This window comes from Nostoc sp., from assembly GCF_036916575.1.
Lineage (GTDB): Bacteria > Cyanobacteriota > Cyanobacteriia > Cyanobacteriales > Nostocaceae > Nostoc.
Genome location: NZ_JBALGC010000028.1, coordinates 14,481 through 37,052, shown reverse-complemented (window position 1 = coordinate 37,052; position 22,572 = coordinate 14,481). Strand labels below are relative to the sequence as shown.

Sequence of the window (22,572 nt, the reverse complement as noted above, 5' to 3'; positions counted from 1 at the left end):
AAACTTCAAGATTGCACTACCTCATCAGGTGCTAAAAATCCCCACTTCTGTATTTTGTTACCTAAAAATTAATAACAAGTTAAGGAAAAGCAAAATTTATTAAATAGTCATAGCAGTATTACTCCGATTTCTCATAAGTGAGAAAAAAGCATTCAGACAATCTCGATAGCAGATAAGTAAGTTGGCATCATAAAACCAAACTATGTAAAGAAAGATAAACTAGGCTGAAACCCACCTGCCTCCTGCTCTCTGCCTTTCTTCGATGGTTATCGGACTGGTTCAAAGTCATAACCAGTGTTAGAGCGAGAACCAGGAACGATTTTCACAAGTTGGACTGGTGCATTGCGATCGCCTGATACTAAAAATCGAATTGTACCAGAAGCGCCAGTGGCAGAAAAGTCAGAGGACAAGAGTGCTTGTTGGACTCCCGATCGTGTGGGATTGCGTTTTAATGCCTCAATTAGGGCTACAGTGGCATCATAGCTGAGAGCGCTTCGCCAACTCACATCACCGCCCCATAACTGTCGAGATTTCTGAGGAAAATCTGACTTAGGATCACTATCAATATGCCAGGGAACTGCCACTACCATTCCCGCAGCTTGTTCTCTGCCAATTTCTAAAGTTTTGACAGTGTAAACATCATCTCCCGCCAGCAGAGTTAACCGTTTCTGGTTAATCTGAACTACTTGTAACGCTTTATCTAGAGTTTCAGTGTTAGCTGCTAACATCAACACTTCTGCCCCTTGCTTAGTTGCTTGTTCTACACTTTTAGCCGCACTAAAATCCACTTTGGATAAGTCAAATTCGCTCGATACTTGTCCACCTTCTAAAGAAACAGATGAAACAAACTCAGACTTTAAAGACTGGCTATAGTTACTCTGAGAATTAAAGAAAACCACTGCATTTTTTTTCTGCAAGGTTTTCACCATGTAGTTAGCTAAACTTCTAGCAGCCATAAAATCACTGGGAACCGTGCGAAAAACGTAGCGGCTAAAGTTAGAAATTTTTACAGATGTGCTGGTAGGAGATATGGCTACAAGTTGTCCAGCATCATAGACAGTACCTGCGGCTAAGGTAACATCGCTGGCGTAAAGGCCAACCACACCTAATACTTCCTGATTTTTGACCAAGGCGGTGGCAATTTGTTTGGCAATTGCTGGGTTATTATCGTCGTTAGCGATTCCGACCCTCAAAGGTACTCCCTTGACTCCTCCAGAGCTATTAACTTGATTTTGGGCTTGGGCGATGCCACGTAAAATTTCTAAAGAAGTATTGGGGTCAGTGCCTATTGGCACAGAAGCCATAATGGTGTAGCTCTTGGAACTGATGCGGGCATTGTTAAGAAAGATTAATGCTTCTGGATCGTTACGGTTGGATTTGAGGGCAGCAGTGAAATTGGCGATCGCTTGATCATGACTTTTAGCAGCGATCGCCTGTACTCCTTCTTTTTTAACTGGAGAAATGTCACCCGGAGTTAAGGATTTTTCCCCAAAACTAATCCGGTCTTGTAAAGATAGATTGTTACCTGTTTCCTGATTTGGAATGATGGTATTACCAATTTTGATCCCATTGTTACTAAACCACCAAAAACCACCGCTAACTATTCCAACTGTTAGCAACAGAGCCAAGGCTAAAATTGTGGTTTCATTCTTTTGTGACATGAACAAATTTGAATAAAGTAAAAATATTTATTATTTGATTATTTTGATAAATCTAACCGCTTTAATCATTTAAGTCTGACAAATCCAGCCTTTTCGATCAGTTGTTGACTCTGAGATGTCAGTAGCCAATTTGCATAAGCTTCTCCAGCTTGCTGATCTGTTTGACTATTCTGTTTAACAATTACAAATAAATTGCGGGTAATTGCATAGTCCCCACTACGAAACGCCTGAATATTCAACTGATTACGCTTACTAGGACATTCAGATGGAGATACAAAGGGTTCTTGGTAAGGAGGCACAAATTGACCGCTTATGCGCCCTAGTGGCAGGGATTTAATCATACACTGGGGTACAACCTCTGGGGCAGAAGCATAGTAAATTCCGCCAGGACTTGCAGCTACTTTTCGTACTGCTTCAGTGGTTGTGCCAACATAACTAACGTTGGCACCAAAATTTTCTTTATTTAAAATATTTTCGACAAAGAATTCCACTGTACCCCCAGCTTCTTTGCTACGAGAGTAAACTGTAATTGGTAAATTTGGCCCACCCACCTGTTGCCAATTACTAATCTTGCCCGTGTAGATATCTTTGAGTTGGGCAACAGTTAAACCAGGAATGTCGAGATTGAGGTTAACAGCGATCGCAATGCCATCAATCGCCACCGGAATTTCTTTCAAACTAAATCCTTTTTGTTTAGCTTCGGCATTTTCTTCAGCTTTGACTGAGCGAGAAGATTGAGAAAAAGCTAATTGATTGTCTATCAACATCCGAATACCAGTTCCAGATCCTGGTTGACCTGAAGGAGGTTGAGTGTAGCGTAAAATAAACCGAGGACAGAGGCTTTGCAGCACGGAGTCAACGTCTTGACGGATGGGTGCCCAGGTTGTGCTACCACCATAGTTGAACGTCCCCTCTGGGAGGTTTGCCACGTCACATTTACTAATAGTATTACTTGTCTTGCCAGTCTCTATAGGTTTAGGAACAGAAATGGTATCTCTGGGATTGTTATTCTCCGACTGGTTAGCAACAGGTTTATTTAATTGCGCCCAGCGTTCCATAAAAAACCATAAGCCACTAAAGATTAAGCCAATGGTGATGACAGCGGCTAAGAAAAGGCTAAGTGTTTCATTTTTCTGAGACATAGGTGGCTCTTAGCACCAAGAGTTTTTTAAAGTAAAAGGGATAATAATTTATAAATAAGTCGAAACACGGCTGTCAGTGAAATGGCTATTAAGCCTGCTGCAAGTGCTAAAACAACTACCGCCTGAATGCCAAGACCTCCTTGTAAAAAGGGGAGAAAAAAAATAATCGCAAAAGTAATTGTCGGAATAATTAATAAATCGAACTTTTCAATCCACCGCCTGGTTTGGGCAAAAATTAGTATACCTAAAATCAGAGCACAAGTAGTCAAAGTAATTACTGGTGATTTTACTAGACTGAAGAGGGCGATCGCTATCAATGCACCCTCAAACCCACTAAATGCCGCCCCACCTAATAATTCCACTGTAGAAAACGCTGGTTGAGTTGGTGGACGGCGGGGGACGACAGGACTAGAACCTTTGGGTGGTTGTGGTGGAAGTGTTACAGAAGGCGAATTAAGTTGTGTGGGGGCTAGAGGCTGTGAGTTCAGTGCATCTAAAACCTCCTGGGCTGACTGGAAGCGCTGATTAGCAGCAGGTAGCAACATCTTGTCTAAAATGTCAGCAAGGCGAGGGTTGACACTCACTTGCGTTCGCCATTTCCACTGATTGCTATAGGCATCAAATAGTTGAACTGCTTCCTGATTTGTCAATAAGGTAATAAGAGTTATAGCTAAGGCGTATAAATCCGTAGATGGGAATACTTGACCCCCAGCCATCTGCTCAGGTGGTGCAAATCCCATAGAATAAATTCCTGTGGAAGAAGCCGCAGAACCAAGTGCAGCATTTGTTACTTGCTTAACTGCGCCAAAATCTAGTAAAAAAAGCTTACCATCACGACGGCGCATGATGTTAGAGGGTTTGATGTCTCTGTGGATAATGCCTCGATCATGGACAAACTTTAGCACCTTCAGGATTTCTTGCAGCACCTCCAACACTTGCTGTTCAGAAAATTTACCATTTTGAACTAATTCTTCCTCTAAGTTTTGCCCATTAATGTATTCTTGCACCAAGTAAAAAAACTGGTCTTGCTGTCCTGGTTGCAAGCTATTAACTATCACTGGAAAGAAGGCAAACAAATCAGGGATTTGCTCGTGATCGTTGCCAAGTTGTGCTAAAACTTCTGCCTCTCTCTCAAACATCAGCTGCGCTTGTTGCAGTTGAGTTAAGGTTAAATTTCCTGTTGGTTGAAACTGCTTAACTACGCATTGACGCATTCCCGGTATTCGGCGATCGCGTGCCAAAAACGCTGCTCCAAATCCCCCCCTTCCCAGCAGCTTCATGGGTACATATCGACCATCTAGCATCAGTGGCATACCACAGGTAGTACAGTACTTTTGCTGCGTTGTTTTCAGCGTCGTAATATCATCTAAATCGGCAAAATAGTTTTGTGGGCGTGGGCAACGTGGACGAGTACAGTAAACTTCCATTTTCCTGATTAGTCATTAATCAAAATAATTCGTAATTGATAATACTTGCCAAGGCGCGAGAAGCAAGCTACGTAATTCGTAATTCATTCAGGTTACATAGAAACTAAATTTATTTAAGAATAACAGAGCCTTTTTTTCCTGATGTCAAACCCCTAGCTTGCCTACGGCACACTGCGCGAACAGCTATGAGGTAATAATTACGAATTACGTAGGCGCAGCCTGACAGTAGGATATTACGAATTATTTGGTCATTGGTCATTTACAAAACAACAAAGAACAAACGACAAAAAAAGAAGTATGAGCGCCGACTTTTGCCCATAGCGCAGCCTTTTTGAGTCCGCGAGTGTCTAAGCCTTCTTGTTCGCTGAAAGTGTCTCCTTGGCGCAGCCCAAGGTAGAGAAGAGAAGGGTACAGTTCAAAGACCAATGACCAGATTTTAGTCTTTAGCCGGAAGAGGTGGGCGTCGCTGCATCGAATGTAGTCACCACCATGCTTTTTTGTGACAATGTTAACACATCTTGATTCCATCCTGGGTTAGCAAACTGGGGCAAAATTTCTTGACTAAAAGCTTCTGCGGCCTTGGATCTATAGCGATTAGGATTAAAAATCAGCCACAGTGTCCGTTTGATGACGACGCCTTCAATGTTGGCACAGTGCAGAATGCCCATTTGTAACTCTTTAGCGATCGCGCTAGTTGAGACAAAGGCAGCCCCTAAACCAGATTGCACAGCATTTTTAATTGCTTCAATGGAATTTAGTTCCATTTCAACTCTCAAACGCCTTGTATCAATCTCACAGCGTGCTAGCACTTGGTCAATTACTTTGCGGATAGTCGATTGGGAATCTAGGGCAATGAATTGTAATTTATATAAATCTTCTTTTTGGATTTTTTCATGTTTGGCAAAGGGATGGAAGACAGGTAAAATCAGTGCTAGTTCGTCTTCAGCGTAAGGAAGAATTTCTAAAGATTCTGATAATTCACCGGGAATTTCACCGCCAATAATCGCCAGATCAACTTGTCCGTTAGCGACACTCCAAGCAGTTCGTCGGGTAGAGTGGACGTGTAACTGCACTGCCACATCTGGATATTTTTGTCGGAACATACCGATCATTCTAGGCAAAAGATAAGTGCCGGTGGTTTGAGAAGCTCCGACAATCAAAGTACCGCCTTGGAGATTTTGTAAATCCTCGATCGCGCGGCAGGTTTCCTGACACAGACTAAGGATTTTTTCACCGTAGTTTAAGAGTAGATGCCCTGCTTCGGTTAATTGGGCGCGTCGTCCTCCACGATCGAATAAGGGGACATCTAGCTGCCGTTCGAGATTTTGGACTTGCAAGCTCACGGCAGGTTGGGAAACGTAAAGACTATCAGCGGCACGCTTGAAGCTTCCTTCTTGGGCGATCGCTTTTAAAATACGTAACTGATCTAAAGTGAAAGGAAGGTCAGACATAAAACTCAACCCACAAACTTTTAAAGGAGCGGATGCACGTAACAAATCAGCTTTGACAGCAATCAGCCAGGCATGATTTGTTGCATATTAAACTTGAAGGCTTGACTCGAAAAAGACAGTAGCACAACATCTTGACTGAAGTCTCCTTTTGAATACTTTGTGGTATTGGTTGTACTGAATTCAATTTTCTTTAAATTACTTCATCCGTGTATATGATCCTGACTCCTTGGTTGACCCCCAGTCATTTTGTCATACTGGGGTTAGAATTAGCTTTTGTGATCGCTCACAGTGGAGGCGCTGCTTTACGCCCTTGGGCAGAAAAATATATTGGTCCAAGGCTTTATCGCATTCTCTTTGCATTAGTCAGCCTACCGTTAGCTGTGATATTAATTATTTACTTTTTTGGGCACCGCTATGATGGTTTGCAACTTTGGCAGGTACAAGGGGTGCTAGGAGTGCGAGAATTTGTTTGGGTGCTGTCAGCGATCTCGTTTTTGTTTTTATATCCTGCTACCTTCAATCTACTAGAAATTGCTGCCATTCAAAAGCCCCAAGTTCATCTTTACGAAACAGGAATTATTCGGATTACCCGTCATCCCCAGATGGTGGGACAAATAATTTGGTGTGTTGCCCATACTCTCTGGCTAGGTACTACCTTTACCCTTGTGACTTCGATTGGATTGGTGTTGCATCACTTGTTTGGAGTTTGGCACGGGGATCGCCGTCTCGTGCATCGCTATGGGGAAGCTTTTGAAATTGCCAAACAGCGGACTTCAATTATTCCCTTTAAAGCAATTATTGACGGGCGTCAATCTCTCAAATGGCAGGAATTTCTGCGTCCTGCCTATTTGGGAGTTGCCATTTTTATAGCTTTGCTTTGGTGGTCGCACCCTCTGTTGCTAGAAGCAACTAGTAGGATAAGATGGGAAATTTAGGCGATCCCCAGTGTCAGCATAAAATCCCAAATAGATGAAAATTTCAGCTTATCAATTGCCCCAAATCAATGTAGGATAAATTCAAACATCTATCAGTGGGGGTGCATTCAGTCAGCTTGAGATTTTATATTGGTAGTTGTTGGTCAGTTGCTTTTTCTTGGGAGGAAGTGACAGATTCAGTCAAATTCCCAGGTGGAGACGGCAATCAGGAGTTTAAGAACCAAAAAAGCCACCGTGAAAGTCGCGCTGGCTTTTTTGTCAGAGACACATCAACGCGCTCAATTTTTGCTTAATTATTCTGTGTCCTGAGATTTGTGTCCTGAAAGCATCTATACGGCAGTTACTGGCTTGCCAATCCTTCACTTCAGTGCGGATAGCTAGTTTAATATAAAAACCCTATAATCCAAGAGGCGTCATGGTGTTGTCGGTTAGTGAGCAGACATTTACTCAAGAAGTTTTAGAATCTCCTATTCCTGTTTTAGTTAATTTTGAAGCACCTTGGTGTGGCTTGTGTCGGGTTATCCACCCACTGTTGTTGCAATTTCAAGCTCAATGTGGGGAAGAAATTAAATTGGTTGGAGTTAATGCCGATCAAAATTTTAAATTGTCTACTACTTATAGGCTAAAGTCACTGCCAACTTTACTATTGATTGAAAATGGCAATGTTTGCCGTCGCTTGGAAAGCTTTCGTGGCAGAGAAGATTTACGTCTAGCTTTAGAAGACATTAAAGCTAGTTATAGCAATTACCCGAAAATCTACAAGAGTTCAAAAACAGTGGATTTAGAGTGTCGGTCAGCTTGAAGAGATTGCCCAGTCGTGAGTAATAATTAAACTCACGATTGGGCACTCACCACTCAGGGCTATTCTCGGCAAATCTAAAACCATGCTTAACACCCCACCCAATCACCCTTGGGTGGGTTATTTTATCCTAAAGGGTGTGTGTCACAATTATTAACAGTTCCGACACGCTAGTCAAGAATTCTAAAAGTAGGCGTCAGTGATGGAAGTAATCTATCAGTATGCTTGGCTGATTCCGGTGTTACCTCTTTTTGGGGCAATGCTGGTCGGTCTAGGGTTAATCTCGTTGAATCAGGTGACAAACCGCCTACGGCAGCTTAACGCTGTGGTGATTATCTCCCTGATGGGAGCAGCTATGGGGCTGTCGTTTGCCTTGCTATGGAGTCAAATTCAAGGACACGCGCCTTATATCCGCACCTTGGAGTGGGCAGCAGCAGGTAATTTTCACCTGAACATGGGCTATACTATTGACCACCTGACAGCCCTAATGCTGGTGATTGTGACAACGGTAGCCTTGTTAGTCATGGTTTACACCGATGGCTACATGGCTCACGATCCAGGTTACGTGCGGTTTTACGCCTATCTCAGTTTGTTTGGCTCCTCAATGTTAGGTTTGGTGGTCAGCTCCAACCTAGTACAGATTTATATATTCTGGGAACTGGTCGGGATGTGTTCCTACTTGCTGGTCGGCTTTTGGTACGATCGCAAGTCAGCAGCAGATGCCGCTCAAAAAGCATTTGTGACCAACCGCGTGGGTGACTTTGGTCTATTACTCGGCATTTTGGGACTGTTTTGGGCAACAGGCAGCTTTGATTTTAATGTCATGGGCGATCGCCTCGCCCAACTCGTACAATCAGGTTCTATCAGCAATTTTCTCGCTGTCCTGTTTGCGATTTTAGTTTTCTTAGGGCCAGTTGCTAAATCAGCTCAATTCCCCCTCCATGTCTGGCTACCAGATGCAATGGAAGGGCCCACCCCCATTTCTGCCTTGATTCACGCGGCAACGATGGTGGCGGCGGGTGTTTTCCTAATTGCCCGGATGTACCCAGTATTTGAACACGTCCCAGCCGCAATGAATGTCATTGCCTTTACTGGGGCGTTCACGGCGTTTTTGGGGGCAAGCATTGCGATTACCCAAAACGACATCAAAAAGGGCTTGGCTTACTCCACCATTTCCCAACTTGGTTACATGGTGATGGCGATGGGAATAGGTTCCTACAGTGCTGGACTATTCCACCTGATGACCCACGCCTATTTCAAGGCAATGCTGTTCTTGGGTTCAGGTTCTGTAATTCACGGCATGGAAGGTGTCGTCGGTCACGACCCAGCTTTAGCGCAAGATATGCGGCTAATGGGGGGACTGCGAAAGTACATGCCGATCACGTCAATTACCTTTTTGATTGGTTGCTTGGCAATTTCTGGTATTCCGCCCTTTGCTGGCTTCTGGTCAAAAGATGAAATTCTGGGGAAGGCTTTTGAGGCTAACCCACTTCTCTGGTTTATCGGCTGGCTAACTGCTGGGATTACGGCTTTCTACATGTTTAGAATGTATTTCTCGACATTTGAAGGCGGATTCCGGGGTAATGACGAGAAAATCAAGCAAAAACTCAAGAAGGCAGCCACAATTGTCCTGGAATTAGAGTCAGAAGAACTAGCTCCGAATTTTGGGCCTGGGGCGATGAAGAAAGGAGAATTGGCGGCAACTAGTGAGCATCATGACTCCCACGACTCCCACGGGCATCACAGCGACTCTCCCCACGAATCGCCGTGGACGATGACGCTGCCGTTGGCACTGTTGGCTGTGCCTTCGATTTTCATTGGTTTGGTGGGAACTCCCTACGCCAATTATTTTGAAGAGTTTATCTTTCCTCCTAGCGAAACTCTCACCGAAGTTATAGAAAAGGCTTCCGAGTTCAATCCGACGGAATTCTATATTATGGCGGGTGCTTCAGTGGGAATTTCTTTGATTGCGATTACCTTAGCTTCGCTGATGTATTTACGCCGGAAAATTGACCCGGCGGCGATCGCTGCTAAAATCCAACCACTTTACGAGTTATCCCTCAACAAGTGGTACTTTGATGACATTTACCATCGGGTTTTTGTCCTCGGTTTGCGTCGCGTAGCCAGACAAGTTATGGAAGTTGACTTCCGCGTTGTCGATGGTGCTGTTAACCTCACAGGCTTTTTCACCCTTGTTAGCGGTGAAGGTCTGAAGTACCTAGAAAACGGTCGCGCTCAATTCTATGCCTTGATTGTGTTTGGGGCAGTTTTGGGCTTAGTGGTTGTCTTTGGTGTTACCTGATTTTCATAGCCAGGGCGAATAGAATTCGCGGCTACACAAACAAAGCCCACTCCGTAGGATAAAATGAAAATTTTTTAACCCGCGCAGGCGGGTTTTGCCTGTGTAGATGCGGTTTATAACCGCCCTTTCACTTAGGAGCCTGATTAGGGCTCCTTTTTTTTGACTAATAGTCAGCAATTAAACTCACATTCCGCAAATGTGACTCATATAATGTGGTTTTTGATTCCGACTAAAAATTGAAGGAATAATGGAACCAACAATAGCTCAACTTAAATCGCTATACCGAGTATGCGTACAAACTAGCAATCTATTAAAAGCAATTAACATGACTCGATTAGATGAACTAACACGTTGCATCTACATTATTGTTGAAGAGACAATAGAAATAGAAATCGACATTGATGGGGGATTAACGTATGACGGAATCACATTTTGAAGGAATGACGCGCCAAGAACTACTAGTATATGTACGCCGTAACCCTCAAGATATTGAAGCCTTTCACAAATACGTAGATATGTTACAGGCAGTTCCAGGACGAGTAAAAATATCAGCAGAAGAGATTGATACAGAGTTACCCAAACGACTGCAAGCAAGCTAAAAACAATTTGCAATTACGTTTTGTAACGGGGATTTTACCCCGACACAAAACGCACTGCTTGATATTTACTCTTTACTTAAACTCCCAAATTGTGTTAAATATTAAAGTCTTTTTTTACATCATCTGGCGGTTCAAACATAATCTCAAAACCTCCATTGGGAATAGTTCGACGCAAAAATCTTAAATGGTCATCTGCATCTTGGCGGTTAGCAAAACGGGCGACGGTGTGAGATTGGGTAATAACTACAGTTTTTACTATCACCCAAGGATGATTTTGGGCAATAACTGGTTTTATCATGGTGAATGTCTCCTTTTGTTAGGGAGCCAAGAGCCAGCAGGAAGCCTCGGAAACTTATTTGCTGGCTTTTGACAAGATTTGTAATTTTGTTGCTGTAAGTGTGAGTGTGTTTTCATCGCTTCTAAACACTTTCATCTCATAGATTTTGTGGTAAAAGCTGGGTTGCATCATGGTCGTGCAGTCCTGGGACAACTAGCCATAGCCACATCCGGCACTTGAACAACCGCAGTGATAGCAGTTCTTCAGGGAATATTTGATTTCTGTGACCTTGCCAGTGTCCAAGGTGTGCAAGTTGTTGTTTGGCGCAGGTTGGGTAGAGGTCGCCTGGTTTTCCTTTGTCGATGGTGTAGTTTGAGTCTTCAGGATTTAGGGGTTTAATGCCGGGAAAGCGCCCTGCTTGGGAATGGAGGCAGGGTTTGCCGTCGAGTTCTGCGGGGATGATGCCAGTGCAAATTAGGTTGTCAGGGTATACGTTGCCGTCAGGGGAGAGAAAGAGGGCTTTTGGTTCGGTGTTTTAAATATTCATTCATGCTTTATCGAATAAAATGTTTGACACTAAAACAATATATGCGGTAAAGTATTATTATGTAAATAGCTTTAGTTTAAATTTTGAATCCAACTTGTTTTGCAATTAAGGTCAAATACTTAGATATAGCTAAAGTCGGCTCATATACACTGTTTTCCCATTGGCTCACTGTTGCTTGACGCACACCTAGTCTTTGAGCAAACTCCACTTGTTTTAAATCCATGTGTAGCCGTAGTGCTTTGATTAACTCAGCATTCCACTGTACCGTATCACCCTTAAGCTGAACTTGATATTTATCAGGAGGTTTACGAAATGTTACTTGTTGCTGATCAAAATCCACTTTTTCAATACGATATCCCGCTTCCATCCAAGCGTAAGCTTGTGATGAGCGTTGTTTGCGGTTACTCCACCATGCCTGTTTATTTCTTGCTGATTCAGGCAATACATCATTTATTAAAGTCTCGATTTCAGCAAATGATAGAGTTATTTCATTTTGATCATTGCCACGTAAAAATTCTAGGAGTGGCTGGTATTTGCTGCCCTCCTTCATGTCACTTCTTCTTCTCCTAATATCATCCGTTCTACATAGGCTTTTGCTTCAGTGAGTAAGTTTTCAGCTTCTACATACAAACACTTGGCTTGTATAACTGTATGTTTACCATTGGTTAAAATAGCATAACGGGCAGATGGTGAAGCACTCATGTAAGCATTGAGTCGGTTAAGATGATCAACCCAACCTTCCCCCTCAGTCCCGCCAACTTTTTTACTTGGTTCCATAGCCTCCATAATGAAGGCTACATCCAAATTACCTATAGAATCAGCATAACGGTCATCATAAACTACAACATCTGCCCGTCCTTGATAGCGTCGTCCGCCTTGATAAGTTCCCTCGGCAAAATCTGCATTTAGTTCTAGTTCCATTGCCTGTATTGGAACACCGTACTCTTCTACTAAAATCTGAAGCGCCCACATCGTCACAGGATCTTCTGCTGGACGCACATAAGAACCATCAGCTTTAAATAATTTCTGTAGATTTATATGCTGGCGATAGTTCTGTGGAATGTTAGCCGGATTTTGGTAAGGATTAGTGAAATCGGAGAAAGGCATGAAGTTATTGCTATGGAAGACAGACTACACAGTAGATAAATGATATGCGATCGCGGGCAATAGAAGCCCAACATTTAGTAAAATAATAAATTTATTACTAATTACAATAAAAAAAATAGTTGATGTATTGTCAAAATCTAGTTTTTTCCCGTCATGCTATCCAACAAATGTTTTATCGTCGTATCAGTCAAAAGGAAGTAAAAACTGCGATTTCTTATGGAGAAGTGATAGAAGAAAAGCTTGATGATACACCCTACCCCAGTTATTTAATATTGGATTTTATAGAAGGTAAGCCGATTCATGTTGTATTTTCCTACGATGAAGCTACAGATACAGGATATGTAGTAACAGCTTATATTCCTAATACTAATATTTGGTTAGATGGTTTTACAACTAGGAGACAAAGATGATGAGATGTGTAATTTGTCAGCATGGAGAAACTAAACCAGGTTTAGTAACTGTTACATTAGAAAGAGATGAATGTATTATTGTCTTAAAAAAAGTCCCAGCAGAAATTTGTGATAACTGTGGTGAATATTATTTAAGTGATGCAGTTACAGAACAGGTTTTAGAAAAAGCAGAGTCAGCTATTAATAATGGAGCAGAAGTGGAGATTATTAGATATGCAGCTTAGTGTTATTATTTGCTTCTCTGTTACCATTCATGAAGCTGATGAGACAGATATTGTTTAGTCAGAATTTTGAGACGGCGTTTGAAGGGAGGAGTAAAACGAACTTTTGCGATAAATTTAGACTTCGATATCGTCCCAAAGCTCTGAAACTGGGAAAGTTTGTCCTATTGCTGCTTGTTGCAAGGACTCTTGCAGATCGGCTAATATTTGTGCTTTTGGCTCTTGTTCATCAACTCAAGCTAAACCACTGACGTTATTAGAACTTATGGAACTCATCAGCTGTTGCCAAAGTTCTATAGGGACGAGTACATCTGTTGTTTCTCCCTCTATGTTGGTGACATAATGAATCTGATTTTCAATTTGTGCGATTATCATTATGGTTATTTCTCCTGTTATGCTTTTTTGCACCAAATTGCTTTTTTCAACAACCACCAAACAGCATCGTGTATTTTAGCGATGGATTGGACTACGCGATCGCACCTCTAAACTATAATTTTAGCGGCTTTTTTAGGGTAAATTTTTGACTTGACTAGGAGTATTACAACCCACATTCCGCACCCTCAACTGTCAAAAAAGATTCTCAAGAGTAACAATGGAGGATTGGCAATTTAATTAAATCAACCTAACGGGGAAGACGAAATCCTCAAAAAGCTGTTAGTTAATAACTAGTGACTTTTTGCCAAACATGATTTTGATAGCAGACAAATTGTGATGAATACAGCTAATTTTCCGTGGCTGACGACGATTATTCTGTTGCCGATAGCCGCCTCACTACTGATTCCTATCATCCCGGATAAAGAAGGCAAAACAGTGCGCTGGTACTCCCTCATCGTAGGGCTGATAGATTTTGCACTAATTGTTTATGCTTTTTATACTGGGTATGATTTCTCCAATCCAGGTTTGCAGTTGGTGGAGAGTTACTCCTGGGTACCCCAACTAGATTTGAATTGGTCAGTAGGGGCAGATGGGTTATCTATGCCCCTAATTATTTTGACTGGATTCATTACCACGCTGGCGATTTTAGCAGCTTGGCCTGTTACCTTCAAGCCCAAGCTATTTTACTTCTTGATTTTGGCGATGTATGGCGGTCAGATTGCCGTGTTCGCCGTCCAGGATATGCTGTTATTTTTCCTGGTGTGGGAACTGGAACTGGTGCCGATATACTTTCTGCTGTCGATTTGGGGAGGCAAAAGACGACAGTACGCAGCGACAAAATTTATTTTATACACCGCTGGCGGTTCGCTGTTTATTTTGCTGTCTGCCCTGACAATGGGATTTTACGGCGATACGGTGACGTTTGACATGCGATCGCTCGCCTTAAAAGATTTCGCCCTGAATTTTCAACTTGCCCTCTATGCTGGCTTCCTGATTGCCTACGCCGTCAAGTTGCCGATTATTCCCTTGCACACCTGGCTACCTGATGCCCACGGTGAAGCTACAGCCCCTGTACACATGTTATTGGCAGGTATTCTGTTGAAAATGGGCGGTTACGCCTTAATTCGGATGAATGCTCAAATGCTCCCCGATGCCCACGCTCTTTTTGCACCAGTGTTGGTAGTTTTGGGGGTAGTTAATATCATCTACGCTGCCTTGACATCATTTGCCCAGCGCAACCTGAAGCGAAAAATTGCCTACTCCTCAATTTCCCACATGGGCTTTGTGATGATTGGTATCGCCTCCTTCACCGATTTGGGATTAAGTGGGGCAGTGTTGCAAATGGTTTCCCACGGGTTAATTGGAGCGAGTTTGTTCTTCCTGGTTGGCGCAACTTATGATCGCACACACACCCTAATGTTGGATGAAATGGGCGGTGTCGGTAAGAGAATGTCGAAGATTTTCGCCATGTTCACCGCCTGTTCAATGGCTTCTTTGGCATTGCCAGGGATGAGCGGTTTTGTGGCAGAATTAATGGTGTTTGTCGGCTTTGCTACTAGCGATGCTTATAGCTCTACCTTCAAAGTCATTGTGGTGTTTTTGATGGCAGTGGGAGTAATTTTAACTCCGATTTATCTGCTGTCGATGTTGCGGGAAATTTTCTACGGAGAAGAGAACAAGGAATTAGTTTCTCACCAAGCTTTGATAGATGCTGAACCCCGCGAAGTATTTATTATTGCTTGTTTGTTGGTGCCAATTATTGGTATTGGTTTCTATCCGAAGTTGCTGACTCAAATGTACGACGCCACAACTGTACAATTGACAGCAAGATTGCGTGATTCCGTGCCAACATTAGCACAGCAAAAAGAAGCACCAAAGGTTTCTTTGAGTGCGCCCCAAATCGCTAATTAAATTGCGATCGCTAGTTTAGTTTAAATATTTATTCCTTTGAGGGCGGGTTTTGTACCTGCCCTTTTTTGATGTAGCTTGCTTGGAGGCGATCGCTTAATCAATTTTCTAGTTTAAATCTTCAAAATCCTTTTATTTTTTTCTAACGCCAAGAAGGTTTCTTTACCTTTGTAGACAATATTAATTTGTCCTCCAAACACATCATCAATAGCCAATTCACCATGAAATTGAATAGTCTGCGACTTCTGGAATGTTCTAGTTCAACAATATTCCACCCTTTTTTGCTATTGTCAGTTAGACACTCTGGTAGTCAGCACCGAAAAAGCACGTATAAAATAAAAGTATTATATACTTTAGGCTACTTAAATACTGACAAAAGAGACACAAAGCGATGTTTACGACGGGCTACGCCTACGCTAAAAATGATTTTTGATTTTTGTTATGCGATCGCACATCATTTTTGTACTACATTGTAAACAATCCCCCTTCGCCGTAAAAAGCCGCCTTTTGAAGTGTATTACGTAGTTAATGGGGAATATATCTTAATGTCAAGAAATCGCGTTTGGCTACCAGAGATTGGTTTAGGAATTGGGCGAGAACCGGAATTTATCAAGGTATGGTGCGGGAGTGGCTGTACTACTATGACGAGAAAGGGCAAAAATTGCTGACACCAGAAGAACGCATCAGGAAAGCGGAAGAACGCGCAGCTTTTGAAGAACAGCGACGTGTGGAAGCAGAACAACAAGTGAAAATGTTAGCGGAAAGGTTGAAAGCGCTAGGTGTTGAGCCAGAAACTTTGTTATAGATTTACCAAATTTTGTAATTTTCGCTGCCATAATGTTAATTTGCCTGCTGGCTAGGGAATTATATCTATAAAGTCACTAATAACTTGACGGTAAAAATCGTAAAATTTACCAAAACCTTCAAATATGGAAGTTAAGTTAGGATTTGGAGCAGCCCCCAAACCTCAATATGTCTTTGTCAGCAAAGAATCCGATCACTGCTGGTATATGCTATCCGACAATACAAGACAAATCCCAATTTATGAGACAGCCTTGACTGGGGTGATAACAGGGATAGAAGTTAATAAAAAAGTGGAAACTTCACATGGAGATACAGAAAAAACTGATTTACAGATTTTGGCAGATAAACCTTACGTTATCCGCTCAGGAAGTGAATCTTACTTTTCTAAAAGTTTGTTGCTTTCACTTGATGTTCTGACTTCGGAACAGTTGCGTCATCCACTGACGATCGCCGTTAGCCCAGGAAATAGTAATGTAGTTTTTTGTAATATTTATGATCCAGTCACTTATCGCTTTATAGGTGTTAGTTGGGATGGATACAGGGAAATTAACTGGCAAACTCTAGGGCAAAAAATTAGTATAAAAATTAATAGAATTCAAAATTTAGATCCAGATCTCACAAAAGTATCTCCTTATACAACGGCATCAGAAATTCATGCAGTTTTAATAGCTCAAAGTGACACATATTTAGCCCAATTAAATTGGACTCCAGAGCAGGGAAAGGAGTATTTACAGCAAAAATATGGCAAGCGATCGCGCCTAGAACTCACTGATGTAGAAATTCTGGAGTTCATTGATTACCTAAAGCTACAACTAACCTAAAAACATATATAAATTGCTAGGTTTTCTTAAGTCAAATCAATTTACAGTGATGAGCGATCGCACTCAAGATGAAAATGATTGACAACTGCATTTATCGCAGTCTCAAATTTATACTTTCTGAATGTTAATTAGTTGGTATCTCCGGTAAATATAAGTATAATGGGATGCCTTTTCTTTATATTTAACCCGTAGACAAGTACTAATTAAATACTAATTACAATCAGGAGTATTTCATGATTTCACTGATTTTGGGTGCTATTGCTTTAGGAACCGCTACTTTCGGAGCAGTAAAAGGTGCTGAAAGTGTTGGCAATATGAATGAGGCAAAAGAAATTGGTGAACGTGCCAAAAACTGTCACTTATATGCAGTCAATGAATTAAAAGCAGACTGGGAGGTGACTAACAAGTTTGCAGAAGAGTATGGTCAACTTCAGCTTGATGTGATGAGGAGTACGATTGGACGCTTTGTTGACTTTATTGAACGAAATATCGGTAAAGCAAAACAAAGCGAGAAGGAGTTTTTAGAAGGGTCAAAAAGTAGCACTTTTTGTTAAAGCACTTGCAGAAATCATGAAAACTCCTGTTTTAGATAGTGAAGGGCAGTTGAATTCTATTACTGCGACTATACAAGCCAAGTATCGTACTTGGGGAGGTAATTAGAAATGTCGTCCAAAAAAGTTACCACACTAGTCAAGGAATTTATCAATCCTGCTGAATGCTTACAGCAAATGGTTTCAGCCTATACTGAATATAATATAATTGCTGAACAGGAAAAGATAAAGCGACGAGAAATTGAGGCTTGGGAAAAAGAAACAATCACCAAGATTAATGCCCAGCGAGAGTTGCTGATGGTGTATCTAGAGCGCTCTTTTGATGAACGTGCAGAAAACTTTCGCGCTTTGTTTGCTGTAGTTGATAATGCGATGGCATCCGGTAATAATGACCAACTAGCCCTTACCTTAAACTCTATTACAGAAATTGCTAAATCAAGCCCTTTCAAAGACCTTGCTAACTTAGCTTCTGTTCGCGCCGCCTTAGATGATCCAGACCACGAATGGACATTTTGATTTTATAACAGTGCGATCGCTCTCCAAAAACCTTTCAAAAAAGCTTGCCAATGCAGGCTTTTTTTATGTAGGTGAGCTTTCCACCTTGAGGCGCTCTGAAATAATAGCGATCGCTACTACCCATACACACAGTCACAAATAAAATTATCAAATATCGCTTGCTTCCGGTAGCCAGTCTTCATCCAACACTAACTCTAAAGAATATGGGCACTCTTCTGGAAACACGGATAAAAGTATCCCTGTTTGCTTGGCTGCTTGGCGACGTGCCCTTTGATAGCTTTCCTCAAGCTGCTCTGTAGGATAGTTTTTAAGACTAGGACTATCGAGTATAGCTAACTCAATTTGGGTGCGAGAATCAGTAATCGAATCGAGCCAACTATCTGAGCGACGCTGGGGTTGATATTGCCACTTGAGCAAATGCAATAGTAAGCGAGTTAGTTGACTAGCAATACCCCGTCGTTCACTTTTGCCCAAGCCTTCAACCTCTTCAATCAGATGTTCTACATCAACTTCCTGCCAGCGATGCGCTCGCAATAGTTGGGCTGTCTGTTCAATCCACAAATTAAAATCTGCTTTATAATTTGCGCTCATAGCCATTTTCAATCAGCTGTATAGCTTAGGCAAGCCAAAATATCCTCTTGTGTCAAATAAGAAAAATCATCAAGCACTTCCTCGTAGGTCATGCCAGAGGCAAGATAAGATAAAACATTGTATACAGTAATTCGCATTCCTCGAATACAAAGCTTACCTTCTCATTTTCCTGGTTCGCTTGTAATAATGTTTTGGTACTGCACAGCTATTCAGTCCTCAAAAATCTTCATCATCAACAAAAAATTCGGCATCGTCTTCCAATCGAGAATTACGCTGTCCAAAACTAGCAAGTCCCCAGAGAGGTTGCAGCAGTGCCATGCTAATTAACCCTACACCGGCACTAAAAGCTAACACCAAACCCATTGGTATCTGAATCGATTGGAATGTTAAGAATTTTAACGATACTGGTGTGGCATTTTGGACTGAAATAATTGCGATCGCTATTACCCAAACCGCTACAACTAGAGATGTCAAAAAAGGAGCGATTTTCATACTTTGATAAAAGTTAGGAGTTAGGAGTTAATAATTCTTAACTTATAACTCCTAACTCCTAACTCTGAGTGATTAAACTACTACTGCCTCTAGTTTAGCAATGACACTCTCTAACTCTTGCGCGATTTGGGTGAGTTTTTCGGGAGTGTTGGTTTCTAGGTAGACGCGCACTAGTGGTTCTGTACCAGAAGGACGCAGTAAAACCCAGCTACCTTCTTCTAAATACAGCTTAATACCGTCTTTACGCCCGACTTCCTTGACCTTAATTCCTGCTACCTCTGTAGGTGGATTTTTGGTAAAAGAGTCGATGACGGCGGTTTTGTGCGCTTCTGTGAGGTGCAAGTCTAGGCGGTTGTTGTAAAGTGGGCCATCGGCTTCGGCGATCGCTTCTTTGACAAGTTGACTTAAGGGTTTGCCTTCATAGGCGATCGCTTCTGCCACCAGCATATCGGCTAATACCCCGTCTTTTTCGGGAATATGCCCGATAATACTCAAACCACCTGATTCCTCTCCACCGATTAATACAGCAGTTTCCCGCATTTTTTCACCGATGTATTTAAAACCTACTGCTGTTTCGTAAATTTGCAGCCCATTTTTAGCAGCAAAATTATCCAGCAGGTGGGTTGTAGCCACAGTGCGGACGATAGCACCAGTTTTACCTTTGTTTTTGATTAAATGACGTGCTAGAACTAACAGCACAGTATTAGGAGTGAGGACGGTACCTTGTTCATCAACGATACCAAAGCGATCGCTATCTCCATCCGTCGCCAAGCCCAAATCTGCTTGATCGCGAAGTACTGCTTCCACTAACTCAACTAATTGTTCTCCTTTGGGTTCTGGCATCCCACCCCCAAATAACACATCTCTCCAATCGTGGAAACTTTCTAACTGAACGCCGCTATGTTGCAAAACTTCATCTAAATAGCCACGAGAGGTAGAATAGAGGGCATCGTACTTTACCTTTAAATTAGCGCTTTTAATCCTTTCTACATCAAGTAGGCTGTAGATAAATTGCAGGTAATCTGGTTTCGGATCGAAAATTGAAATTGAACCTGATGGGCTGCTCCCAGGCAACTCATCCGATGCACTTTCTATATTTGCCACAATAGTATCAGTAATCTCTGGAGTGGCAGGCCCAGCATAATCGGGTATATATTTAATTCCACAGTAGGGTGCTGGATTATGACTAGCAGTAAACATTAACGCCCCAGCGGAATTTAGATGACGGGCGTTGTAGGCAATTACTGGTGTGGGGCAATCCCGATCAGTAATTTTGACAGTCCAACCCAAGTTTGCCAGGACTTGGGCCGCTGTTTGGGCAAACTGGTCAGCTAAAAAGCGAGTATCGTAGGCAATAAGTACTGGTCTGTCTTTGGTGTAAGCTCTTTCTAAGTAAGTGGCGATTGCCCTTGTTACTTTCCGCACATTAGGAAAAGTAAAATCATCGGCAATAATCCCTCGCCATCCATCGGTGCCAAATTTTATTTTGCTGGACATTTTTGCCACTTGCTCCCGTACATTATCAGTACTATTAAAGCTTCTCGCATAGCGTCTGTAGCAGCAAGTATTCCCCGAAGTTCTTTTCTAAGGAAGCTTTAGCTGAAACTTCTCCCCACCGTATTTTCTCTCACTGTTTCTGAGCAATGTCAACCCCCGATCAACCTTTTGCCAGTTATCACCTTTGGTCTCTAGTTGCCCCAGCGACCGGGCAAGAACGCTGGCATTGCCAGATGAGACGGGGGTTTATCAAAGCGCGGCAACACGAACCTCAAGTCAAAGCGCTTTTAGCGCAAGCCACCGCACCCCAGCGAATTGGGATACTCGCCCAAAAAGGCGTTTATGAGTTTCATCATCACAGGCATCTGTTGAAGCAATCAGATGGTGTAGAAAGAGTTGCACAGCTACTTAAATTAGGCAACTCCAGCGATCAAGTCCAGCAACGCGTGCTGCAAATTTTGAAAAAATATCACGATGCTCCATTGCTTTTGGATAAAGATATTATCCAATTAACTCCGGGTGATGAAGGCTTTCCTAAACCGATAGTAGTTGAACAAGAAGATTATTGCTTTCGCTTATATGCGGCTATGGACTGCGTTTTCATTGAATCTGATAGCACTTTACATATTTTAGATTTCAAAACTGGTAAGTCAGCTTTTGACCGACGACAGGCATTAGTTTATTTGCTAGCTGCTCGTTATCTTTACCCGGAACGGCAAGCTGTTGCATCATTTTATAATTTAGAAATATGTAAAAAATCTGAGTTAATTAGCATTAATAATTATGAATTAGAATCGTTAAAATTTGAGTTAGCTAATGTTGCCCACAAGCACCAGCACGATTTGCAAAAATATCAGGAAGAAACTAGTAATTTCAGTAAAATTTTTCCTCCCAATCCTGGCTCTCACTGCCGCTTTTGCCCATTTAACTCAATCTGTGACTTTGCCGATTTTAAGCAGCATCAATCATATCCACTGCCCAGTTTAAGAATTAATAGCTAACTGGAGAAATGGTGAGTAATTAATATGCCGGACGATTATCATTTACTTAAACTTGGTGGTTTGACGTCGCTAATTACAAGTGTAAATGTGTCTCTATGGGGAAACGAAGTATCAGTTGAATGTGTGTACGATCCTACCGAGGATCGCTTGCCTTATGTACTAGTTTTTCAGGACTGTCATGACATAAGGTGGAGTGTGCATGACTCAGAGGAAGTACATGAACTAGAAGCTGATCTCATCGGCTTTTCTATCGGTGCAGAATCCCATAAGAAAGCTGCTGTAATTACCACAGACATCTTTGAACTATCTATAATTTACGGCAGTTTTGTTATTCAAAAAAATCGGTAATAAGCAGAGAGTAGTCAGGTGTGTTATGCCGTAGCCTAACATACCCGACTCGCTAAATTCAATTGGAGTAATCAATATGAGGAATCTATCTATACTTCTTCAAGATATTAAAGAAAATCCAGTCATGTATATAGATAAGCCATCAATTACTCACCTTAGTTCCTTTGTAAGTGGGTGGTATTTCAGTCAAATAAATCACTTCGGATTCAATCCAGAAGGTTACCCAATGCAAGGATTTGACGAGTGGATGCAAGAAAGAGCAAAAACTACAGTTTCACGATCATGGACTGAGATAATTCTGTTTCTTTGTCGGACTGAGAGAAATGCCTTCTACAGATTTTTTGAAGAATATGAGCAGTTTCTAAAACACAAAGATGATTTCAAAATTCAACAAAGTGAAGAAAAAGCTAGCCCTACTGAAGATAATTTAAAGTTTCGTCAATTTGATATTACAACGATATTCTAAAGGGCATAAAGAAAAGACCGGGTATGTACTTAAGAACTAGTCCAATCACTGAACTAGATATGCTTTTGCGAGGATATAGTCTGTCTCGAAGAGAAGTTGGCGTATCTCCAAGCAAGCCAGAAAGGGAATTTGAGGGGTTTCAATCATGGATTAAAGAAAAATATGGAATTAACTCAGGTCAGTCATGGGCTAAGATAATCCTTTTCTATTCTGTAGATGAGCATGAGGCACTACAGAAATTTTTTGAATTGTTTGAAGAATACTTGAATAAGAACAAGAGTTCAGAAGTAGACAAAAATAGTGGTTAAGCAGAGAGGATTAAGG

Annotated in this window: 28 protein-coding genes; 16 read left to right on the top strand and 12 right to left on the bottom strand. The window is 41.8% G+C overall.

Going from position 1 to position 22,572, the window contains the following annotated elements:
* Positions 1-266: 266 nt before the first annotated feature.
* From V7L29_RS07480 to V7L29_RS07465, 4 genes are all read right to left on the bottom strand, one after another.
* On the bottom strand, positions 267-1,661 hold the full coding sequence (locus V7L29_RS07480) for an ABC transporter substrate-binding protein (protein WP_334735032.1): 1,395 nt from the start codon (positions 1,659-1,661) through the stop codon (positions 267-269).
* Positions 1,662-1,726: 65 nt separating this feature from the next.
* Positions 1,727-2,803 carry a PstS family phosphate ABC transporter substrate-binding protein gene (locus tag V7L29_RS07475; RefSeq protein WP_334735031.1) on the bottom strand — a complete coding sequence of 359 codons (1,077 nt, stop codon included), beginning with the start codon at positions 2,801-2,803 and terminating at the stop codon, positions 1,727-1,729.
* A gap of 26 nt (positions 2,804-2,829) precedes the next feature.
* Positions 2,830-4,230: a serine/threonine-protein kinase gene (locus V7L29_RS07470; RefSeq protein WP_334688270.1), complete on the bottom strand. Its 1,401-nt coding sequence runs from the start codon at positions 4,228-4,230 to the stop codon at positions 2,830-2,832.
* A gap of 443 nt (positions 4,231-4,673) precedes the next feature.
* Complete coding sequence (locus V7L29_RS07465) at positions 4,674-5,681, bottom strand: LysR family transcriptional regulator (RefSeq protein WP_334735030.1); 1,008 nt, start codon at positions 5,679-5,681, stop codon at positions 4,674-4,676.
* 212 nt (positions 5,682-5,893) lie between these two features.
* On the opposite strand from V7L29_RS07465, the gene V7L29_RS07460 reads away from it, so the two are divergent.
* The 5 genes from V7L29_RS07460 to V7L29_RS07445 all read left to right on the top strand — a co-directional run bounded on the left by V7L29_RS07460 (position 5,894) and on the right by V7L29_RS07445 (position 10,316).
* Complete coding sequence (locus V7L29_RS07460; RefSeq protein WP_334688272.1) at positions 5,894-6,616, top strand: NnrU family protein; 723 nt, start codon at positions 5,894-5,896, stop codon at positions 6,614-6,616.
* 415 nt (positions 6,617-7,031) lie between these two features.
* Positions 7,032-7,418, top strand: a complete 387-nt coding sequence (locus tag V7L29_RS07455) for a thioredoxin family protein (protein WP_334688273.1) — start codon at positions 7,032-7,034, stop codon at positions 7,416-7,418.
* A gap of 199 nt (positions 7,419-7,617) precedes the next feature.
* Positions 7,618-9,717 carry an NAD(P)H-quinone oxidoreductase subunit 5 gene (locus V7L29_RS07450; protein ID WP_334688274.1) on the top strand — a complete coding sequence of 700 codons (2,100 nt, stop codon included), beginning with the start codon at positions 7,618-7,620 and terminating at the stop codon, positions 9,715-9,717.
* A 247-nt stretch (positions 9,718-9,964) separates the two neighbouring features.
* Positions 9,965-10,153 carry a DUF6888 family protein gene (locus V7L29_RS35465; RefSeq protein ID WP_442944149.1) on the top strand — a complete coding sequence of 63 codons (189 nt, stop codon included), beginning with the start codon at positions 9,965-9,967 and terminating at the stop codon, positions 10,151-10,153.
* Positions 10,134-10,316 carry a DUF6887 family protein gene (locus V7L29_RS07445; RefSeq protein ID WP_334688275.1) on the top strand — a complete coding sequence of 61 codons (183 nt, stop codon included), beginning with the start codon at positions 10,134-10,136 and terminating at the stop codon, positions 10,314-10,316. The genes V7L29_RS35465 and V7L29_RS07445 overlap by 20 nt, the downstream gene beginning before the upstream one ends.
* Before the next feature lie 94 nt (positions 10,317-10,410).
* Here the strand turns inward: V7L29_RS07445 and V7L29_RS07440 are convergent, their stop codons facing one another.
* The 3 genes from V7L29_RS07440 to V7L29_RS07430 form a co-directional block, all read right to left on the bottom strand.
* Positions 10,411-10,614 (bottom strand): hypothetical protein, encoded by a 204-nt coding sequence (locus V7L29_RS07440; protein WP_334688276.1) that lies wholly within the window; start codon positions 10,612-10,614, stop codon positions 10,411-10,413.
* 602 nt (positions 10,615-11,216) lie between these two features.
* On the bottom strand, positions 11,217-11,690 hold the full coding sequence (locus V7L29_RS07435) for a helix-turn-helix domain-containing protein (protein ID WP_334735029.1): 474 nt from the start codon (positions 11,688-11,690) through the stop codon (positions 11,217-11,219).
* Positions 11,687-12,247 carry a type I restriction enzyme HsdR N-terminal domain-containing protein gene (locus V7L29_RS07430; protein ID WP_334688278.1) on the bottom strand — a complete coding sequence of 187 codons (561 nt, stop codon included), beginning with the start codon at positions 12,245-12,247 and terminating at the stop codon, positions 11,687-11,689. The genes V7L29_RS07435 and V7L29_RS07430 overlap by 4 nt, the downstream gene beginning before the upstream one ends.
* A 122-nt stretch (positions 12,248-12,369) precedes the next feature.
* Here V7L29_RS07430 and V7L29_RS07425 point away from each other — a divergent pair, with 122 nt between their 5' ends.
* Both V7L29_RS07425 and V7L29_RS07420 read left to right on the top strand, forming a co-directional pair.
* Positions 12,370-12,657, top strand: a complete 288-nt coding sequence (locus tag V7L29_RS07425; RefSeq protein ID WP_334688279.1) for a DUF4258 domain-containing protein — start codon at positions 12,370-12,372, stop codon at positions 12,655-12,657.
* Positions 12,654-12,881: a type II toxin-antitoxin system MqsA family antitoxin gene (locus V7L29_RS07420; RefSeq protein ID WP_334735028.1), complete on the top strand. Its 228-nt coding sequence runs from the start codon at positions 12,654-12,656 to the stop codon at positions 12,879-12,881. Before V7L29_RS07425 ends, V7L29_RS07420 begins: the two co-directional genes overlap by 4 nt.
* A 231-nt stretch (positions 12,882-13,112) precedes the next feature.
* On the opposite strand, the gene V7L29_RS07415 is transcribed toward V7L29_RS07420, so the two are convergent.
* Positions 13,113-13,253, bottom strand: a complete 141-nt coding sequence (locus V7L29_RS07415; RefSeq protein ID WP_334735027.1) for a hypothetical protein — start codon at positions 13,251-13,253, stop codon at positions 13,113-13,115.
* A gap of 336 nt (positions 13,254-13,589) precedes the next feature.
* Here V7L29_RS07415 and ndhD1 point away from each other — a divergent pair, with 336 nt between their 5' ends.
* The 5 genes from ndhD1 (at position 13,590) to V7L29_RS07390 (ending at position 17,853) form a co-directional block, all read left to right on the top strand.
* Positions 13,590-15,164, top strand: a complete 1,575-nt coding sequence (ndhD1, locus tag V7L29_RS07410) for a photosynthetic/respiratory NAD(P)H-quinone oxidoreductase subunit D1 (protein ID WP_334688281.1) — start codon at positions 13,590-13,592, stop codon at positions 15,162-15,164.
* A gap of 559 nt (positions 15,165-15,723) precedes the next feature.
* A complete protein-coding gene (locus V7L29_RS07405; RefSeq protein ID WP_334735026.1) occupies positions 15,724-15,966 on the top strand; it encodes a hypothetical protein in 243 nt (80 codons plus the stop codon).
* A gap of 124 nt (positions 15,967-16,090) precedes the next feature.
* The gene (locus tag V7L29_RS07400) at positions 16,091-16,786 is read left to right on the top strand and encodes a hypothetical protein (protein ID WP_334735025.1); all 696 of its coding nucleotides are present in this window, start codon (positions 16,091-16,093) and stop codon (positions 16,784-16,786) included.
* A 233-nt stretch (positions 16,787-17,019) separates the two neighbouring features.
* On the top strand, positions 17,020-17,340 hold the full coding sequence (locus V7L29_RS07395) for a hypothetical protein (protein ID WP_334735024.1): 321 nt from the start codon (positions 17,020-17,022) through the stop codon (positions 17,338-17,340).
* Between the two features lie 108 nt (positions 17,341-17,448).
* Complete coding sequence (locus V7L29_RS07390; RefSeq protein ID WP_334735023.1) at positions 17,449-17,853, top strand: hypothetical protein; 405 nt, start codon at positions 17,449-17,451, stop codon at positions 17,851-17,853.
* A 147-nt stretch (positions 17,854-18,000) separates the two neighbouring features.
* Here V7L29_RS07390 and V7L29_RS07385 read toward each other — a convergent pair whose 3' ends face one another.
* The 4 genes from V7L29_RS07385 to V7L29_RS07370 form a co-directional block, all read right to left on the bottom strand.
* Positions 18,001-18,444 carry a DUF29 domain-containing protein gene (locus V7L29_RS07385; RefSeq protein WP_334735022.1) on the bottom strand — a complete coding sequence of 148 codons (444 nt, stop codon included), beginning with the start codon at positions 18,442-18,444 and terminating at the stop codon, positions 18,001-18,003.
* Positions 18,445-18,452: 8 nt separating this feature from the next.
* The gene (locus tag V7L29_RS07380; RefSeq protein WP_334735085.1) at positions 18,453-18,590 is read right to left on the bottom strand and encodes a DUF433 domain-containing protein; all 138 of its coding nucleotides are present in this window, start codon (positions 18,588-18,590) and stop codon (positions 18,453-18,455) included.
* A gap of 70 nt (positions 18,591-18,660) precedes the next feature.
* Positions 18,661-18,936, bottom strand: coding sequence for a LapA family protein (locus tag V7L29_RS07375; RefSeq protein WP_334735021.1), 276 nt, complete (start codon positions 18,934-18,936; stop codon positions 18,661-18,663).
* A gap of 72 nt (positions 18,937-19,008) precedes the next feature.
* Positions 19,009-20,433, bottom strand: coding sequence for a phosphoglucomutase/phosphomannomutase family protein (locus V7L29_RS07370; protein ID WP_334735020.1), 1,425 nt, complete (start codon positions 20,431-20,433; stop codon positions 19,009-19,011).
* Between the two features lie 146 nt (positions 20,434-20,579).
* On the opposite strand from V7L29_RS07370, the gene V7L29_RS07365 reads away from it, so the two are divergent.
* The 4 genes from V7L29_RS07365 (at position 20,580) to V7L29_RS07350 (ending at position 22,556) form a co-directional block, all read left to right on the top strand.
* Positions 20,580-21,434 (top strand): PD-(D/E)XK nuclease family protein, encoded by an 855-nt coding sequence (locus V7L29_RS07365; protein ID WP_334735019.1) that lies wholly within the window; start codon positions 20,580-20,582, stop codon positions 21,432-21,434.
* Positions 21,435-21,458: 24 nt separating this feature from the next.
* Positions 21,459-21,782 carry a hypothetical protein gene (locus V7L29_RS07360; protein WP_334735018.1) on the top strand — a complete coding sequence of 108 codons (324 nt, stop codon included), beginning with the start codon at positions 21,459-21,461 and terminating at the stop codon, positions 21,780-21,782.
* Positions 21,783-21,858: 76 nt separating this feature from the next.
* On the top strand, positions 21,859-22,248 hold the full coding sequence (locus V7L29_RS07355) for a hypothetical protein (RefSeq protein ID WP_334735017.1): 390 nt from the start codon (positions 21,859-21,861) through the stop codon (positions 22,246-22,248).
* Between the two features lie 23 nt (positions 22,249-22,271).
* Positions 22,272-22,556, top strand: a complete 285-nt coding sequence (locus V7L29_RS07350; protein ID WP_334735016.1) for a hypothetical protein — start codon at positions 22,272-22,274, stop codon at positions 22,554-22,556.
* Positions 22,557-22,572 lie beyond the last annotated feature (16 nt).